Origin of the sequence: Tardiphaga sp. 20_F10_N6_6 (assembly GCF_052076045.1) — a bacterium.
GTDB classification, from domain to species: domain Bacteria; phylum Pseudomonadota; class Alphaproteobacteria; order Rhizobiales; family Xanthobacteraceae; genus Tardiphaga; species Tardiphaga robiniae.
This window is the reverse complement of the sequence record NZ_CP197239.1, coordinates 1,268,522-1,285,106: the sequence shown is the minus strand read 5'-3', so window position 1 is coordinate 1,285,106 and position 16,585 is coordinate 1,268,522. Positions and strand designations below refer to the sequence as shown.

The window sequence follows — 16,585 nt, the reverse complement described above, 5'->3', positions numbered from 1 at the left end:
AGCGGTCCCTCGTTGATGACCGGGATATGACAGTTCGGGGCGCCTGCCGAACAATAAATGCGTTGTCCTCGTTGCGGAAAAGTTACGATCAGGCCAATATGCAACCTTTGATAGCGCGCGCCGTGCCGACTTGGTACGGGCGCTTTGTTGACGATGCATTTTTTGGGCGGTTTGTGGGGACGCGCAATGGATTCCGGTCACGAAGCGAGTGAGTCTCAGAAAGACGTTGTTGCAACGACATCGACGGCACTGTCCGCACAGCTGGAGAAGATCATATCCAGGGCGGATTCGAGTTATGTGCCGCCTTCAGCGCGCGCCAAACGACGCAGCCGAGCCAAGGCAGATGATCGTTTTGCTATCCGCAAGAATTTCCTCGAGGCGCCGCGCAGCGATCCCAATGCGTTCGAGCGTATCATCGGCGAAAGCGATCTGCTGTCGATCAATTTTCTGGATCGAGGCAAGCGTGCAGCGGCGGCCGTGTGCCGGATCAGAGTGCCGAGTGACGGCGGGGCGTGGTACGGCACCGGCTTTTTGGTCGGACCACGACTGTTGCTCACCAATCATCACGTGCTTGGCGACGAAGACGAGGCGAGCCAGTGTGAGGCCGAGTTCGGCTACGAGCACGACATCGATGGCGTGTTGCGCGATCCGGTCTGCTTCAACCTGCGTCCGCATGAAATATTCTATACCAACGCCGAACTCGATATCACCTTTGTGGCGATTACGCCGTTGTCGGATGACGGCGTACCGCTCGACCGCTACGGCCGGCTTCCACTGATCCCGCTGTCGGGCAAAGCAGTCGATGGCGAATGGGTCACGATCATTCAGCATCCGGGCAGCGAACCGAAGCAGATCGCGATCCGCGCCAGCCAGATCGTCACGCTTGACCCAACCTCGGCTGTCGGGATCGACCTTAGTCAGTTCATCCATTATTCGACAGATACGCAACCGGGGTCTTCGGGCGCGCCAGTGCTGAATGACCAGTGGCAGGTGCTGGCGTTGCATCACAAGGCGGTTCCTGCGCCGAGCAAGCCCGGCGCAGTCGTCAAGGATCCGGTATGGATCGCCAATGAAGGCATTCGGATCAGTGCCATCTTTTCACTGCTCGAAAAGGAACGATTTGCAAAACGGCAGGCAGGGCTCGTTCTCGACAGGCTCGACAAGTCGCTCGGCCTCAGTCCGATGTCCCAGGGCATATCGGTTGGCGAGACGCTTCTGGAGGCTGACCGTAAGCCGCTTCAAGTGTCACGCTGGGCAGGTGTTCGTGGCTATGATGCGGGGTTCTTCAAGAGCAATCCCATCGATCTTGCGACGATCTATGCACCGCTGCTTGCCGCCGGCAAGGTTGCGCCATTGCTGGATGGCTCGGGATATGAACTGGCCTATCATCATTTTACGTCGGTGATCCATGAAGAGCGCAAGTTTCCACTGATCACGGCGGTCAACATTGCCGGGGGGAAACTCATCCATCCCGGTAAGCGAAAGGATACGTGGCGGCGCGACGCGCGGATCGCGGACGAGTATCAGCCGGACGGTGCCTTCTACGAAAAGGCCAAGGGTAACGATCCAGTTCAATTCAGCCGGGGGCATCAGGTCCGTCTGCTCGATCCATGCTGGAGCGCACTATCCGACGATGTGGAACGTCTTGAGGAAGCCCAAGCGGGTTCCGAGGATACGTTCCACTACACCAATGCAGCGCCGCAGGTGCAAAGCTACAACGATATCGACTGGGGCAATCTCGAGGACTATCTGCTGGATAAGGCGCAGACCTCCGAGAAGCGGTTGACGGTTTTTACCGGACCGATCTATCGCGATGACGATCCCTATTATGGCAAGGGTCGCAAGGGCGGACCGTGGAAGGTGCCGCTCTCGTTCTGGAAAGTGGCGGTGCTGCAAAAGACGACGACCAAGATCGCCGCGGCGGCGTTCATCGTCGGGCAGACCCAGTATGTCCAGGCGCTGTATGAGGCCAAGGTGTTCTCCGGATTGAAGCCGTACACCGTGGATGAAATGCGCAAGCGCAGGATTCAAACCACGATCGTGGCGATCGAGGAGGCGACCGGTCTGGATTTCTCGGTGGTGAAGCCGTTCGATGCACACGGGACGCTGGAATCGACGCGAAGAACCCGGTGGATCAACGATATGGATGACGTCGTAATCTGACCTGCCGGGCTGCAGTGCGGGGCAGTGCGACCCGGGACGTCTCGCCTAGATCACCGTCGGTGAGATCAGCGTGTCGTCGCGGCTGGCGCTGGCGCCGGTACTGGTGGTGCAGGTGTCGCCGGTGATGCCGACGCTGTTGGTGGCCAACAGCCGTAATGCCTGCGGATAGATCTTGTGCTCGATGTCGAGCACGCGCGCGGCGAGGGTGTCGGGGGTGTCGTTATCGGCCACGGCCACGGCGCCCTGCATCACGATCGGGCCGGCATCGGTCTCTGGAATGACAAAATGCACCGTGGCGCCGGAAATCTTGACGCCGGCGCGCAATGCCTGGCCGTGCGGATCGAGGCCGGGGAAGGAGGGCAGCAGCGACGGGTGGATGTTCAGCATCCGGCCGTACCAGTGTCGCACGAATTCCGCCGTGAACAGGCGCATGAAGCCGCCGAGGCAGATCAGCTCGATCTTGTGCTCGTCGAGGGTCGCCTGCAGCAGCTTCTCGAAGCCTGCGCGATCCTTGCCGAACGGCTTGCTCTCGATCACCAGCGTCTTGACGCCATTGGCCTGCGCAGTGGCGAGGCCGGGAGCGTCAACCCTGTTGGAAATCACCAGCGCAATCTCGGCCGGGAAGCCATCTGCTGCGGCGGCCTCGATCAATGCGGTCATGTTCGACCCGCGGCCGGAAATCAGGATGGCGACGCGACGCATCACGGCCTCACAGGTTGAGTTCGAGATGTCCGTCATAGACGACGCGCTCGTCGCCCTCAGCTTCGATGACGTCGCCGAGCAGCGCCACGGTCTCGCCGCCCTCGCGCAGGATGTCCATCACCTGCTGCACGGCTTCGCGCTTGACGATGGCGATCATGCCGACGCCGCAGTTGAAGGTGCGCAGCAGCTCGAGTTCGGCGATATCGCCTTCCTTTGCCAGCCACTTGAACACCGGCAGGACGGTGAGGGAGGGCAGGTCGATGCGAACGCCGAGGTTCTTTGGCAGCACGCGCGGGATGTTGTCCGTGAAGCCGCCGCCAGTGATATGCGCGAGGCCCTTCACGGCGCCGGTCTCGCGGATCGCGCGCAAGCAGGATTTCACATAGAGCCGGGTCGGGGTCAGCAGCGCACCGCCAAGCGTCATCACCGGCGAGAACGGCGCTTTGTCGGCGTAAGAGAGGCCCGTGCGCTCGACAATCTTGCGGACCAGCGAGAAGCCGTTGGAGTGGACGCCAGACGAGGCCATGCCGATGACGGCATCGCCCACGCCGATATCATTGGTCGGCAGCAGCGTGCCGCGCTCGGCAGCGCCGACCGAGAAACCTGCGAGGTCGTAGTCGCCGTCTTTGTACAGGCCGGGCATCTCGGCGGTCTCGCCGCCGATGAGCGCGCAGCCGGACTCACGGCAGCCCTCTGCGATACCAGCAACAATTGAGGCGGTGGCTTCTGGGTCGAGCTTGCCGCATGCGAAGTAGTCGAGAAAGAACAGCGGCTCGGCGCCCTGGACCACGAGGTCGTTGACCGACATGGCGACGAGATCGATGCCGATGCCGTTATGGATGCCGGCTTCGATAGCGATCTTGACCTTGGTGCCAACGCCGTCGGTAGCGGCGACGAGAACCGGATCCTTGAAGCCGGCGGCCTTGAGGTCGAACAGTCCGCCGAAGCCGCCGATCTCGGCGTCAGCGCCGGCACGGGCGGTTGCGCGAACCATCGGCTTGATGAGGTCCACCAGACGGTTGCCAGCATCGATATCGACGCCCGCGTCCGCGTAAGTGAGGCCTTTTTTCTGGTCGGTCATGCCGGGTATCCTGCCGGAGCTGCGAAACTGTGTATTTTCGGCTGGTTACGTCGGAATCCCCGCCTGCGCAATGGCTCGTAAACGCTATCCCGATTACTATGTAGGCGGTAAGCCGGTCGGAGCCCCCAAGCTCGGATTGCGAAACAGGCCGGAGCCGGGAAGCGCCGCGTGAGTATCCCCAATTTAATCACCCTCGGGCGCATCCTGCTGGTGCCCGTGATCGTCTGGGCGATTGCCTCGAACCAGATGGAAATCGCCTTTGCAATCTTCGTGATTGCGGGGGTCAGCGATGCCGTGGACGGCTTTCTCGCCAAGCGTTTCAACATGGCCAGCGAACTCGGTGCGCTGCTCGACCCCTTGGCCGATAAGGCGCTGCTGGTCTCGATCTATGTCTCCCTGGGGATATGGGGGGCAGTTCCGCGCTGGATCGTGATTCTCGTGGTGTCGCGGGATATCATGATCGTGGGCGCCGTCATTGTGTCGTGGTTGTTCGGCAAACCGATCCCGATGAAGCCGCTGATGGTATCGAAGCTCAATACGGTGGCGCAGGTGGCCTTCGCAGCCTTGGTTCTTGCTGCCCTCGGATTTGGTTTCAAATCCTCGCCTTACGATTTGATTTTAATGGGCTTTGTGACCGTCTTGACGCTGCTCTCTGTGTCCTTCTATCTCGTCGAGTGGATGCGACACATGAGCACCATCGAACCCGGTCAAGAGCCCCGGTAAACCGGTATTCGTGACGTTCGCCGGCGGAGCCGGCAGGAGTATTTGCGTGGTCGCCCGCGTCCAACCCCGTCAACTGGCGTTCGCGCTGCCCCATGCGGAGAGTCTGTCCCGCGACAACTTCCTTGAGGGCCCGGCCAATGCCGAGGCGCTGGGACTGATCGACTGCTGGCCGGACTGGCCGAACCGGGTCATGCTCCTTGTCGGCCCGGAAGGGTCCGGCAAGAGCCATCTGGCGGCGATCTGGGCCGAGGAGGCCGGGGCACGCTCCACCATGGCGCACAGCCTGACGGCTGCGACGGTTCCGGCTGAGTTGGTGACCAACGCACTGGTGGTGGAGGATCTCAATGCCGGTGCCTTCGACGAGCGGGCGCTGTTCCATCTTCTTAATCTGGCACGTCAGGACAACGCCTATGTGCTGATTACGGCGCGGGTCGCCCCGGCCGCCATGGAGGTCGAGTTGCGCGATCTGCGGTCGCGGCTCCGTGCGATCCCGGTAGTCAATCTGCTGCCGCCGGATAACGGGTTGTTTCGGGCGCTGATCGTGAAGTTTTGCGCCGACCGCCAGCTCAGCATCGACGAGAGCGTGGTCAGCTATGTGGCCAGCCGCATCGAGCGGTCATTCGCCGCCGCCCGCCATACGGTGGAATTGCTGGATAGCGAGGCGCTCCGGCTTGGGCGGCCGGTGACCCGTGCATTGGCTGCGGAACTGCTGCGCGACGCCTGACTTAGCCTTGGACGTCAAACGCGGCGCGTCACACCGTGCCTTGACGGCGCGGCAGGCAGGTTCCTCAATGTCATCGAAGCGTCACGCAACTGACGCAATGTCCGCTGTGATTTGCCGGCACTATAGCGCTGCTTGAACTGGATGGATTGCTGTCTCATGGACTCCGCAGAAGAGATTGTTATTGAAGAGAAAAAGGGCGAAGCGAAGCCGGCAGAGGTGGTCGCGTCGGGTCCCGAGCGCTTCATCAATCGCGAGCTGTCCTGGCTGCATTTCAATCGCCGCGTCCTTGAGGAGTCCGTCAATCCGGGCCATCCGGCGCTGGAGCGCGTCCGCTTCCTGTCGATTTCCGCAAACAACCTTGATGAATTCTTCATGGTCCGCGTCGCCGGTATCAAAGCGCAGGTCCGTGAGGGAATCAGCGAGCGCAGTCCGGACGGCTTGACCCCGGCCGAGCAACTGGTGCTGATCAACAGCGCGGTCTCCAAGCTCGGCAGCGACCAGCAGGCGATCTGGCGCGACCAGCGCGGCATGCTGGCCGATGTCGGAATCGTGCTGCTCGACGGCAAGGAGGTCAGCAAAGCCGACCGGTCCTGGATCGAGGACCACTTCCTCCACAATATTTTCCCGCTGCTGACGCCGCTGGCGATCGACCCGGCGCATCCGTTCCCGTTCATTCCGAGTCTGGGCTTCACCATCGCGCTGCATCTGTCGCGGGTGTCCGACGGCAAGACGATGAACGCGCTGATCCGCATGCCCGGCAAGATCGATCGCTTCATCCGCCTGCCGACCCCCGGCAAGGACGGCGCGGTCCGCCTTATCACGCTGGAACAGGCCACTGGCCTGTTCATCGCGCGTCTATTCCCGGGCTACACTGTTCAGGGGCAGGGTGCCTTCCGCATCATCCGCGACAGTGAACTTGAAGTCGAAGAAGAGGCCGAGGATCTGGTCCGGCTGTTCGAGACTGCGCTGAAGCGTCGCCGCAGAGGGTCGGTGATCCGCCTCGAAATCGAAGCCGGCATGCCGGCAGAACTCCGTGCCTTCGTGCAGCGCGCGCTGGCGACCTCGGATGACGAAATCCTGCTGGTCGACGGCATTCTCGCCATGAACGAGGTCTCGCAGCTCACGCGGCTCGATCGGCCCGATCTCGAATTCGTGCCCTATGTGCCGCGTCATCCGGAACGTGTCCGCGATCATGGCGGCGACATCTTTGCGGCGATCCGTCAGAAGGACCTGATTGTCCATCATCCCTATGAGTCCTTCGACGTCGTCGTGCAGTTCCTGCAGCAGGCCGCGCGCGATCCGGATGTGGTGGCGATCAAGCAGACTCTGTATCGCACCTCCAACAATTCGCCGATTGTCCGCACGCTGGTGGAGGCCGCTGAGGCCGGTAAGTCGGTAACGGCGCTCGTCGAACTGCGTGCGCGGTTTGATGAAGAGGCCAATATCCGCTGGGCGCGCGATCTCGAACGCGCCGGTGTCCAGGTGGTCTATGGCTTCCTGGAATTGAAGACCCACGCCAAGCTGTCGCTGGTGGTGCGCCGCGAGGGCGGCTCGCTCACGACCTATGTGCACACCGGCACCGGCAACTATCATCCGGTCACCGCGCGCATCTACACCGATCTGTCATATTTCACATCCGACCCGATCATCGGTCGCGATGCCGCACGCGTGTTCAACTATATCACCGGTTATGCCGAGCCGAGCGACATCGAGAAGATGGCCGTATCGCCGCTGACCTTGCGCGGGCGCATGCTCGAACACATCCGCGGCGAAGCGGCATTCGCCCGCAGCGGCAAGCCCGGTGCGATCTGGCTCAAGATGAATTCGCTGGTCGATCCGGAAATCATCGATGCGCTCTATGAGGCGTCGAATGCCGGTGTATCCGTTGAACTGATCGTGCGTGGCATCTGCTGCCTGCGGCCGGGCGTGCCCGGCCTGTCCGAAAACATTCGCGTCAAGTCGATCATCGGCCGCTTCCTTGAACATGGTCGAATCTATTGCTTCGGTATGGGCAATGGCCTGCCGAGCCCGAAGGCGGCGATATACATATCGTCGGCTGACATGATGCCGCGCAATCTGGATCGCCGCGTCGAGGTTCTGTGTCCGCTGCAGAACCCCACCGTGCATACCCAGGTGCTCGAGCAGATCATGGTGGCCAATCTCAAGGATACGGAACAGAGCTGGCAATTGTTGCCGGACGGGTCGTCAACGCGTATGAAGGCAGCGAAGGGCGAGGAACCCTTCAATGTGCACAATTACTTCATGACGAATCCGAGTCTGTCTGGCCGTGGAAAGTCGCTTGAGAAATCATCCCCGCGCCGGCTCACCCGCCGTTCGGAGCGTCACCAATCCTCGTAAGGAACCAGCAACGTGGTAACGCGTGCCAATCAACGCGCGACCAGCGTCGCCGTCATCGATATTGGCTCCAACTCGGTGCGTCTCGTTGTCTACGAGTCGCTGACGCGAAGCCTTGTTACGCTCTTCAATGAGAAGGCGCTGTGCGGTCTCGGCCGCGAAGTGCAGAGCACTGGACTGCTGGCCAAGGACGCTGTCGACAAGGCGCTGACGGCGCTGCGGCGCTTCCGTGCGCTGTGCAGGGTCATGAAGGTCGGTCGCGTCTACGCCATCGCGACCGCTGCGGCGCGCGATGCGAGCAATGGACCTGCCTTCATCACAGCAGCCGAGAAAATCTGCGGCTGCGAGATCCAGATCATATCGGGGCCGCGCGAAGCGAAGCTCTCGGCGCTGGGCGTGATTTCGGGCGTGCACAAGCCGGATGGCCTGGTTGGCGATCTCGGGGGCGGTTCGCTCGAACTGATCGATGTCAAAGGCAATGCGGTCCGGCAGGGCGTGACGCTGCCGCTCGGCAGTCTCGCATTGCAGGATGCCTCACAGAAATCACCGAAGAAGGCGGAGCGCATCGTCAGGCTGGCGCTGGCTGACGTCGCGCAGCTCAAGGCGGGCGTAGGTCGCAATTTCTATGCGGTCGGCGGCACCTGGCGTGCATTGGCGCGGCTGCACATCATCCAGAGCGGCTATCCGCTACGTGTGATGCATGGCTATTCGATCCCGGCCACCGAAGCGCTCGATTTCGTGCGCCGCTTGCGCCGGCTCGCAACAGCCAACATTCTTGCCAACATCGAAGCCATAGCCGAACAGCGCCAGCCTCTGCTGGTCTACGCGGCGCTCGTGCTTGAATATGTCATTCGCACCGCCAAGCCGAAGACTATCGTGTTCTCGACCTATGGCGTCCGTGAAGGCTTGCTGTACGAAATGCTGCCGCAAGCGCAGCGCATGCAAGATGGTCTGGTCGGCGCCGCGCAGACCATGAACGAGTTGATGTCGCGTTCGGCCCGCCACGCGCAGGAGCTGAGCGACTGGAGTGATCGGTTCGCCCGTGTCGCCAAGCTCAAAGAGACCGACGAGGATCGTCGGCTACGCCGGGTGGCGTGTCTGTTGTCCGATATCGGCTGGCGGGTCCATCCGGATCATCGCGGCGAGCAGACGCTCAGTCTGATCACGAACGGCAATTTCGGCTCCGTCGATCATCACGGTCGCGCATTCCTCGCGCTCTGTGTGTACTACCGCTACGCAGGATTCGGCGCCGAGAACGAGCCCCCGGAGCTGGTCCGCGCGCTTGTCTCGCCGGCGCAGGTCGAACGCGCCCGTTTGCTCGGCGCGTTGTTCAGGGTCGCGCATCTCATTTCGGCGGCGCGGCCGGGCGTGCTGCCCGCCACGCATTTCGCCACCAAGGATCGCAAGATGATGCTCGTCTTCGAGCATCGCATGGTCGATCTCGTCGCCGACCGCGTCGGCAGCCGCTTCAAGCAGCTGGCACGATTAGTGGGGAAGTCCGGGACGATCGTCAGGCGATAGCCACCGTCGCTCATTCTGAATGACACTACTGATTGCAGCGCGGCGTGACTCTCGGTTTCCGTGCGTATACCCTTTTCCGGCGCGGCCGTTTTGGTCCACGCGGCAAGTACATACGATTTCCGGACCGGGAGAGTCGAAATGTCAGCCCTTCTGATCAACCTTATCGTTCAACTGATTGGCGGCGCGATTGGCGGAAATGTTGCCGGCGGTGCATCGAAGTCTGTCGATCTTGGTACAATCGGCAACACGATCGCAGGTGCAATAGGTGGCGGCGTTGGCGGTCAAATTCTCGGAATGCTGATTCCTATGCTTTCAAACGCATCGGCGACCACCGATATCGGTTCGCTGATCGGTCAGGTGGCCGGAGGCGGTGTCGCGGGTGCGGTGCTGACGGCAATCGTCGGAGCCATCAAGAACAGATCGGCGGCGTAAAGCGATCGTCATTGCGTCTCGCAGGGCGAGGTCTGGTACGCCCCGTCCTGCTGTTTGCGGCAGCCAATTAGAACGCTACCTTGGACGACGTAGCCTACGCGCGATCCACCCGGATCACCCGGCCTTTTTCCATCGCCAATGCAAGGCGGCCATGCTTGAGCGCCAGGGCGGCCTCGCCGAACAACTCACGCCGCCAGCCGTGCAGGGCGCCGACGTCGGCATTGTCGTCGGTGGCGATCTGCTCGAGATCGTCGACGGTGGCGATGACCTTGCTGGCGACGGCGTGACGTTCCGACGTCATGCGTAGCAGCACTTTCAGCAGTTCGACGGTGGCCGCGCCATTGGAATTGCCGCGCGGCTTCTCGATCTTCGGCAACGTGGCGGGATCGCGGGCGACGCCACGCTGGACGGCGGCAACAATGTCGCTGCCCCACTTGGAGCGATCAAAGCCCTTCGGCAGGGAACGCAGATTGGCAAGCTTCTCCAGTGACGTCGGCGCATGGGTCGCGATATCGCCGACGGCATCGTCCTTCAGCACGCGCGAGCGCGGCACATCGCGGCTCTGTGCTTCCTGTTCGCGCCAGGCAGCGACTTCCATCAGCACTGCGAGCTCTTTCGGCTTGCGGACGCGGGTCTTCAGCCGTTCCCAGGCGCGCTCGGGATGGAAATCATAGGTCTTTGGCGAGGTGAGAATTTCCATTTCCTCGCTGACCCAGTCGCTGCGGTCGCGCTTCTTCAGATCGGCATCGAGCTTGGCGAACACGTCGCGCAGATGGGTGACGTCGGAGACGGCGTAGTGCAACTGCTCTTCGGTCAGCGGACGGCGCGACCAATCGGTAAAGCGGTGGGTCTTGTCGGGGCGGTGGCCGGTGACGCGTTCGACGAGTTGGTCATAGGCAATGCTGTCGCCGTAGCCGAGCACCATGGCTGCGACCTGGGTGTCGAAGATCGGATGCGGCACCACGCCGGCGCGGTGCACGATTATTTCGATGTCCTGCCGCGCGGCATGGAAGACCTTCAGCACGGCCTCGTTGGCCATCAGGTCGAAGAACGACGTGAGGTCGATGCCCTCGGCAAGCGTGTCGATCACCACCGCGTCTTCCGCGCTGGCCATCTGGACCACGCAGAGCAGCGGGTAATAAGTGGTCTCGCGGAGGAATTCCGTATCGACCGTAATGACGGGGTGCTTGGCAAGTCGCTCGCACGCGGCGGTCAGCTGGGCAGTGGTCGTGATCAGTTCCATGGACGGTCCATAACGCTTTTGCCAAGGCGTTCGGCCGAAAAACCTGTTGAGTCAAGGTGTTTCGGGCAGATTGGAGGTCTGCTCCGATAGAATGAGGGTGTTTAGGTGCCGCAGAAGGTCTTCAGTACGCGCTGATCCGGCTCCGGCGGCTCGGCGTAATCCGCCATCTCCGGTTGATCTTCATAGGGTTTCGCCAGCACGGCCAGCAATTTCTCGAACGGCGCGTAGTCGTCGGCCAGCGCCGCCTGGATCACCGCCTCGACGCGATGATTGCGGGGGATGAAGGCCGGATTAACTGCCTGCATGGCCTGATAGCGTGCCTCGGAGGTCTCCGACTCCCGGCCGAGTCGCTGCCGCCAGTTCATGGCCCAGGCGTCGAACGCTGTCGGATCGATGAACAGGCCGCGCACGGCTTCGTCGCTGTCTGCGTCAACCGCGGCGGCGCCGAGGCGGCGGAAGGTCAGGGTGAAATCGGCCTGATTGACCGTCATGGCGGTAAGCAGATCCTGCGCCAATGCGGCATCGTCCGGCTGGCTGGTGAACAGCCCGAGCTTCCGGCGGAGACCGGCCTGATAGGCCGTGTCGAAAATATCGGAGAATTCGCCCAATGCGGCCTGCGCAATCTCTATGCCGGTCTTCTCATCGCTGTCGATCAGCGGCAGCAGCGTCTCGGCGAAGCGCGTCAGATTCCACAGCGCGATGCGCGGCTGGTTCGCATAAGCGTAGCGGCCCATCTCGTCGATCGAGCTGTACACCGTCGCGGGATCGTAGGCGTCCATGAAGGCGCAGGGGCCGTAATCGATGGTCTCACCGGATACCGAGCAGTTATCGGTGTTCATCACGCCGTGGATGAAGCCGACATGGAGCCAGCGTGCGACAAGTTCGGCCTGACGGCGGATCACCGCATCGAGTAGCGCGCGAATAGGATGTTCGGCTTCGGCTGCGTCGGGATAGTGCCGGGCGATCACATGATCGGCGAGTTGTTTCACCCCGGCGATATCCTCGCGCGCGGCAAAAAACTGGAAGGTGCCGACGCGGATGTGGCTTGAGGCGACGCGCGTCAGCACGGCACCCGGCAGCATCGTCTCACGCTGAACCCGTTCGCCTGTGAGGACGGCGGCGAGGGAGCGCGTTGTGGGAATGCCCAGGGCCGCCATGGCTTCGCTGACGATATATTCCCGGATCACTGGACCAAGCGCAGCACGGCCATCGCCGCGGCGCGAGAAAGGCGTTGGACCGGAGCCTTTAAGCTGGATGTCGCGGCGCACACCGTCGCGGTCAATGACCTCGCCGAGCAGGATCGCGCGGCCATCGCCGAGCTGCGCCACGAAATGTCCGAACTGATGTCCGGCATAGGCCATCGCGAGGGGATCGGCGCCATCCGGCACGCGCTTGCCGGCGAGGACTTCGACGCCTTCGGGACTGGCCAGCCAGTCAGGATCGATGCGGAGTTGGTCGGCCAGCGCGCGGTTCAGCTTAATCAGCCTCGGCGCTGTCACCGGCGTCGGTGCAACGCGGGCGAAGAAATTCGCGGGCAGGGCGGCATAGCTGTTGTCGAACGGGAAGTGGACTGTCATGGCCCCAAGATGGGGGGCCACGACGTGTTAGGCAACCGCTGAAAGCGGTCTCAGGCGGCGCGAACCGTGTCGAGGAACCGGTCGACTTCATCCTTCAGGCGATTGCTTTCGAGCGACAGCGACTGCGCTGCGGCCAGCACCTGGGTCGATGCGGAGCCAGTCTCGCTGGCGCCGCGATTGACCTCGGTGACCTCGCTGGCGACCTGGGTGCTGAGCTGGGCCGACTGCTGGACATTGCGCGCGATTTCCTGTGTCGCTGCGCCCTGTTCCTCAACCGCCGCTGCGATGGCCGACGAGACTTCGGAAATCAGCGTGATGGTCGAGCCGATCTCCTTGATGGTCTCGATCGTCTCCGCACTGGCCGCCTGCATGCCGGCGATCTGCATGCTGATTTCGTCGGTGGCCTTGGCGGTCTGCGACGCCAGCGCCTTCACTTCGGCGGCGACGACTGCGAAGCCGCGGCCGGCGTCACCGGCGCGCGCCGCCTCGATGGTGGCGTTGAGCGCCAGCAGGTTGGTTTGTTCGGCAACGGCGGTGATGAGCTTCACGACGTCATCGATCCGTGCAGTGGCCTGCGTGAGTTTGGTAATGCTTTCATTGGTCTTCTCGGCCTGCAGCACGGCGGTCGAAGCGATACGATTCGATTCATGAACCTGGCGGCCGATTTCATTCACCGACGAGGTGATTTCTTCCGTTGCCGCGGCCACCGACTGAACGTTGCTCGACACCGTATGCGATGCAGACGCTGCCGAGCCCGACAGCGTCATGGTGATATCCGACGTGCGGGTCAGCGTGGTGGCAGAGGCTTCGAGTTCGGTCGAGGCCGATGACAAGGAGCCCACCAGTTCGCTGATCATCGACTCGAAGTTGCTGGTCGCCTTCGTGATGGTTTCTGCACGGGCGGCCTTGATGGCGGCCTCGGCACCGGCAGCCTGATCCGCAGCACGCTTGGCGATGAGGGCGTCCTTGAAGATCTGCAACGCGCTGGCGATACGGCCGATCTCGGTGCTTTCGCCCTGATGCGGAATGACGGCCTCCAACTGACCATCGGTCAGCTGGCCCATTGGCTTCAGGATCGAGGCGATGCCGCCGGAGATGTCGCGCACCAGATACATGGCAGCGCTGAGACCGAGCACGACCGAGGCGCCGAGAATGATAACCATCATCCAGATCGCGTTGGCATAGGTGGCGTTCGCGTTGCTGCCGGCCACTTCGGCGCCCTTGTCGTTCAGCTCGACGAGCTTGGCCAATGTGCCGTCCATGGCGCGGCCGGTCGGAACGACCTTCTTGGCGTTGATCTCTTTGGCTGCCGCCACGTCGCCCTTGTTGGCGAGGGCCTGGACGTCGTTGCCGGCGGCGATGAAGGCCTTCCATTCCGCGTCAAGCTTATCGGCCAGTTCGCGTTCGGCTGGCGACGATACCAGCGGGGCGTAGGCCTTCGCGGCCTTGTCGAAGTCAGACTTGCGGGCGGCGAGGTTCTTGTCGACATCCGGACGGTCGGCATCGGCCACGATCAGGTGGTCGCGCAGCACAGCGCGATACCGCGCCGACTGAACGCGCATCTCACCGATCCAGCGGACGCTCGGGAGCCATTGCGTCTGGATATCCTGGGTCGCTGCGTTGATGGCTCGCATCTGCATGAAGGCGAGGGTGCCGATGCCCGCGATCACGACGAAAAGAAAAGCAACAATGACAAACAGCTTGGTACTGATCGAATATCTGGCGAGCACGAACATATTCCTCGGCGGTTCTAAGGCTGCGACGCCGGTCAGCCGAAATGGCGGCTGCCTTGGGTTGCGGCAGGGCAAGAAGCAGCAAGTTCCAGTTGAATCACCTGCCTTCAAAACGGGCTGGGTTCACGGCAAGACAGTGAATGGTGGTCGTCAACGTTCAGTAAATTTTGACACAAATACCGCTTTAAGTAGTTGAATCTGGTGCTGAAATACCGACGCGACGTATCCGGGTGCCGATGGTGCTTGACCCGAGGTAGCTGGTTATTGCGTGTGCAATCATGTAGTTCCCGCGTTGCGGGAGGTTTTCCGATCGCTCGATTGCATTTGGAAATGGTAGTCCGAAATTCATCGGTCGGAGGCCTCCGGTGATGCAGTCGCGGCCCGCAAATTCGGGCGATCTGATCGCCGAGCTTTGGTTGCCGCGTCGGATGCGGTCGGGTAAACCCTGCGCTTCGCGCTTGATCGCGAACCCGATTCCGCCCTCTGACGTATTTCCAGGATACCCATGCATCGCTACCGGTCTCACACCTGCGGCGCGCTCCGCGACAGCCATATCGACCAGACCGTTCGCCTGTCGGGGTGGTGCCATCGTATCCGCGACCATGGCGGCGTGCTCTTCATCGATCTGCGCGACCATTACGGCCTGACGCAATGCGTCGCCGATCCGGACTCGCCGGCGTTCAAGGTCGCCGAGACGCTGCGTTCGGAATGGGTCGTGAAGATCGACGGAAAGGTGCGTCGTCGTCCTGGCGGCACCGAGAATGCCGAACTGCCCACCGGCGATGTCGAGATCTATATCGATGCCATCGAGGTGCTCGGCCCCGCAGCCGAATTGCCGCTGCCGGTATTCGGCGATCAGGACTATCCGGAAGACATCCGGCTTAAATATCGCTTCCTCGACCTGCGTCGCGAGAAGCTGCATCAGAACATCATGACCCGCGGCGCCATCGTCGACTCGATGCGCAAGCGGATGAAGGAGCAGGGCTTCTTCGAATTCCAGACGCCCATCCTCACCGCGTCGTCGCCGGAAGGCGCGCGCGACTTCCTGGTGCCGTCGCGCATCCATCCCGGCAAGTTCTACGCGCTGCCGCAGGCACCGCAGCAGTACAAGCAGCTGCTGATGATGTCGGGCTTCGACCGCTACTTCCAGATCGCGCCATGTTTCCGCGACGAGGATCCGCGCGCCGATCGTCTGCCGGGCGAGTTCTACCAGCTCGATCTCGAAATGAGCTTCGTCGAACAGGAAGACGTGTTCGCGGCGGTGCAGCCCGTGATCACCGGCGTGTTCGAGGAGTTCGCCAAGGGCAAGCCGGTCAACAAGGACTGGCCGAAGATTCCCTACGCAGAGTCGCTCCGCAAATACGGCACCGACAAGCCGGACCTGCGCAACCCGATCGAGATGCAGAACACGGCGGAGCACTTCCGCGGCTCCGGCTTCAAGGTGTTCGCGCGCATGCTCGAAGACGACAAGAATCAGGTCTGGGCGATCCCCGGTCCCGGTGGCGGCAGCCGTGCATTCTGCGACCGCATGAATTCCTGGGCGCAAGGCGAAGGCCAGCCGGGCCTCGGTTACATCATGTGGCGCGAGGGCGGTGAGGGCGCTGGTCCCTTGGCCAACAACATCGGACCGGAGCGTACCGAAGCGATCCGTCAGCAGCTCGGCCTGAAGGCCGGCGATGCCGCGTTCTTCGTCGCGGGCGATCCCGAGAAATTCTACAAGTTCGCCGGTCTCGCACGCACCAAGGTCGGCGAAGAGCTCAACCTGATCGATAAGGAGCGCTTCGCGCTGGCCTGGATCGTCGATTTCCCGATGTACGAGTACAACGAGGACGACAAGAAGGTCGACTTCTCGCACAACCCGTTCTCGATGCCGCAGGGTGGCATGGATGCGCTGACAGGTCAGGATCCGCTGACCATCAAGGCTTTCCAATACGACATCACCTGCAACGGCTACGAGATCGCGTCGGGCGGCATCCGTAATCACAAGCCGGAAGCAATGGTGAAGGCGTTCGAGATCGCCGGTTATGGCGAGGAGACGGTGGTCGAGCGCTTCGGCGGCATGTATCGCGCCTTCCAGTACGGCGCACCGCCCCATGGCGGCATGGCGGCAGGCGTCGATCGTATCGTGATGCTGCTCTGCGGTACGAACAACCTGCGCGAGATCTCGCTCTTCCCGATGAACCAGCGTGCTGAAGATTTGTTGATGGGCGCGCCGTCAGAGGCTTCGCCGAAGCAGTTGCGTGAAGCGCATATCCGTCTCAATCTGCAGGACAAGTAGTCCGGCAAACCAACAAGAAGAAACGCCCTTCTACCTAACTTTTGTTTTATGAC

The 16,585-nt window shown here is 62.0% G+C and carries 13 protein-coding genes; 8 read left to right on the top strand and 5 right to left on the bottom strand.

Annotated elements, in window-relative coordinates; translation table 11 throughout:
- Positions 1-186: 186 nt before the first annotated feature.
- Complete coding sequence (locus tag AB7813_RS06115; protein WP_439083366.1) at positions 187-2,163, top strand: DNA/RNA non-specific endonuclease; 1,977 nt, start codon at positions 187-189, stop codon at positions 2,161-2,163.
- A 45-nt stretch (positions 2,164-2,208) separates the two neighbouring features.
- On the opposite strand, the gene purN is transcribed toward AB7813_RS06115, so the two are convergent.
- Together purN and purM are read right to left on the bottom strand one after the other, a co-directional pair.
- Positions 2,209-2,865, bottom strand: coding sequence for a phosphoribosylglycinamide formyltransferase (gene purN / locus AB7813_RS06110; RefSeq protein WP_439064044.1), 657 nt, complete (start codon positions 2,863-2,865; stop codon positions 2,209-2,211).
- 7 nt (positions 2,866-2,872) lie between these two features.
- On the bottom strand, positions 2,873-3,946 hold the full coding sequence (purM, locus tag AB7813_RS06105) for a phosphoribosylformylglycinamidine cyclo-ligase (RefSeq protein ID WP_441227959.1): 1,074 nt from the start codon (positions 3,944-3,946) through the stop codon (positions 2,873-2,875).
- 168 nt (positions 3,947-4,114) lie between these two features.
- Here purM and AB7813_RS06100 point away from each other — a divergent pair, with 168 nt between their 5' ends.
- The 5 genes from AB7813_RS06100 (at position 4,115) to AB7813_RS06080 (ending at position 9,701) form a co-directional block, all read left to right on the top strand.
- Positions 4,115-4,669 (top strand): CDP-alcohol phosphatidyltransferase family protein, encoded by a 555-nt coding sequence (locus AB7813_RS06100; RefSeq protein ID WP_068731090.1) that lies wholly within the window; start codon positions 4,115-4,117, stop codon positions 4,667-4,669.
- Positions 4,670-4,715: 46 nt separating this feature from the next.
- The gene (locus tag AB7813_RS06095; RefSeq protein ID WP_439064042.1) at positions 4,716-5,393 is read left to right on the top strand and encodes a chromosomal replication initiator DnaA; all 678 of its coding nucleotides are present in this window, start codon (positions 4,716-4,718) and stop codon (positions 5,391-5,393) included.
- A gap of 156 nt (positions 5,394-5,549) precedes the next feature.
- Positions 5,550-7,751, top strand: coding sequence for an RNA degradosome polyphosphate kinase (locus AB7813_RS06090; protein ID WP_089264645.1), 2,202 nt, complete (start codon positions 5,550-5,552; stop codon positions 7,749-7,751).
- Positions 7,752-7,763: 12 nt separating this feature from the next.
- Complete coding sequence (gene ppx / locus AB7813_RS06085; RefSeq protein ID WP_439083367.1) at positions 7,764-9,269, top strand: exopolyphosphatase; 1,506 nt, start codon at positions 7,764-7,766, stop codon at positions 9,267-9,269.
- 138 nt (positions 9,270-9,407) lie between these two features.
- Positions 9,408-9,701, top strand: coding sequence for a hypothetical protein (locus AB7813_RS06080; RefSeq protein WP_089263970.1), 294 nt, complete (start codon positions 9,408-9,410; stop codon positions 9,699-9,701).
- 94 nt (positions 9,702-9,795) lie between these two features.
- On the opposite strand, the gene rnd is transcribed toward AB7813_RS06080, so the two are convergent.
- The 3 genes from rnd to AB7813_RS06065 all read right to left on the bottom strand — a co-directional run bounded on the left by rnd (position 9,796) and on the right by AB7813_RS06065 (position 14,251).
- Complete coding sequence (gene rnd / locus AB7813_RS06075; protein ID WP_089263971.1) at positions 9,796-10,944, bottom strand: ribonuclease D; 1,149 nt, start codon at positions 10,942-10,944, stop codon at positions 9,796-9,798.
- 101 nt (positions 10,945-11,045) lie between these two features.
- Entirely contained in the window at positions 11,046-12,521 is a 1,476-nt protein-coding gene (locus tag AB7813_RS06070; protein ID WP_439064040.1) for a protein adenylyltransferase SelO, read from the bottom strand.
- Between the two features lie 50 nt (positions 12,522-12,571).
- Positions 12,572-14,251, bottom strand: a complete 1,680-nt coding sequence (locus tag AB7813_RS06065) for a methyl-accepting chemotaxis protein (RefSeq protein ID WP_175366118.1) — start codon at positions 14,249-14,251, stop codon at positions 12,572-12,574.
- On the opposite strand from AB7813_RS06065, the gene AB7813_RS06060 reads away from it, so the two are divergent.
- Both AB7813_RS06060 and aspS read left to right on the top strand, forming a co-directional pair.
- Positions 14,223-14,450 (top strand): hypothetical protein, encoded by a 228-nt coding sequence (locus AB7813_RS06060; RefSeq protein ID WP_158596856.1) that lies wholly within the window; start codon positions 14,223-14,225, stop codon positions 14,448-14,450. The two genes, AB7813_RS06065 and AB7813_RS06060, sit on opposite strands and share 29 nt — an antisense overlap.
- A gap of 309 nt (positions 14,451-14,759) precedes the next feature.
- Positions 14,760-16,532, top strand: a complete 1,773-nt coding sequence (gene aspS, locus AB7813_RS06055) for an aspartate--tRNA ligase (protein WP_175366117.1) — start codon at positions 14,760-14,762, stop codon at positions 16,530-16,532.
- The last annotated feature ends 53 nt before the right edge of the window (positions 16,533-16,585 follow it).

Bases quoted from the DNA above. Each gene is read 5' to 3' on its own strand.
- aspS (WP_175366117.1), top strand. From the start codon at position 14,760: ATGCATCGCTACCGGTCTCACACCTGCGGCGCGCTCCGCGACAGCCAT.
- AB7813_RS06080 (WP_089263970.1), top strand. From the start codon at position 9,408: ATGTCAGCCCTTCTGATCAACCTTATCGTTCAACTGATTGGCGGCGCG.
- purN (WP_439064044.1), bottom strand. From the start codon at position 2,865: ATGCGTCGCGTCGCCATCCTGATTTCCGGCCGCGGGTCGAACATGACC.
- AB7813_RS06115 (WP_439083366.1), top strand. From the start codon at position 187: ATGGATTCCGGTCACGAAGCGAGTGAGTCTCAGAAAGACGTTGTTGCA.
- purM (WP_441227959.1), bottom strand. From the start codon at position 3,946: ATGACCGACCAGAAAAAAGGCCTCACTTACGCGGACGCGGGCGTCGAT.
- rnd (WP_089263971.1), bottom strand. From the start codon at position 10,944: ATGGAACTGATCACGACCACTGCCCAGCTGACCGCCGCGTGCGAGCGA.
- AB7813_RS06070 (WP_439064040.1), bottom strand. From the start codon at position 12,521: ATGACAGTCCACTTCCCGTTCGACAACAGCTATGCCGCCCTGCCCGCG.
- AB7813_RS06090 (WP_089264645.1), top strand. From the start codon at position 5,550: ATGGACTCCGCAGAAGAGATTGTTATTGAAGAGAAAAAGGGCGAAGCG.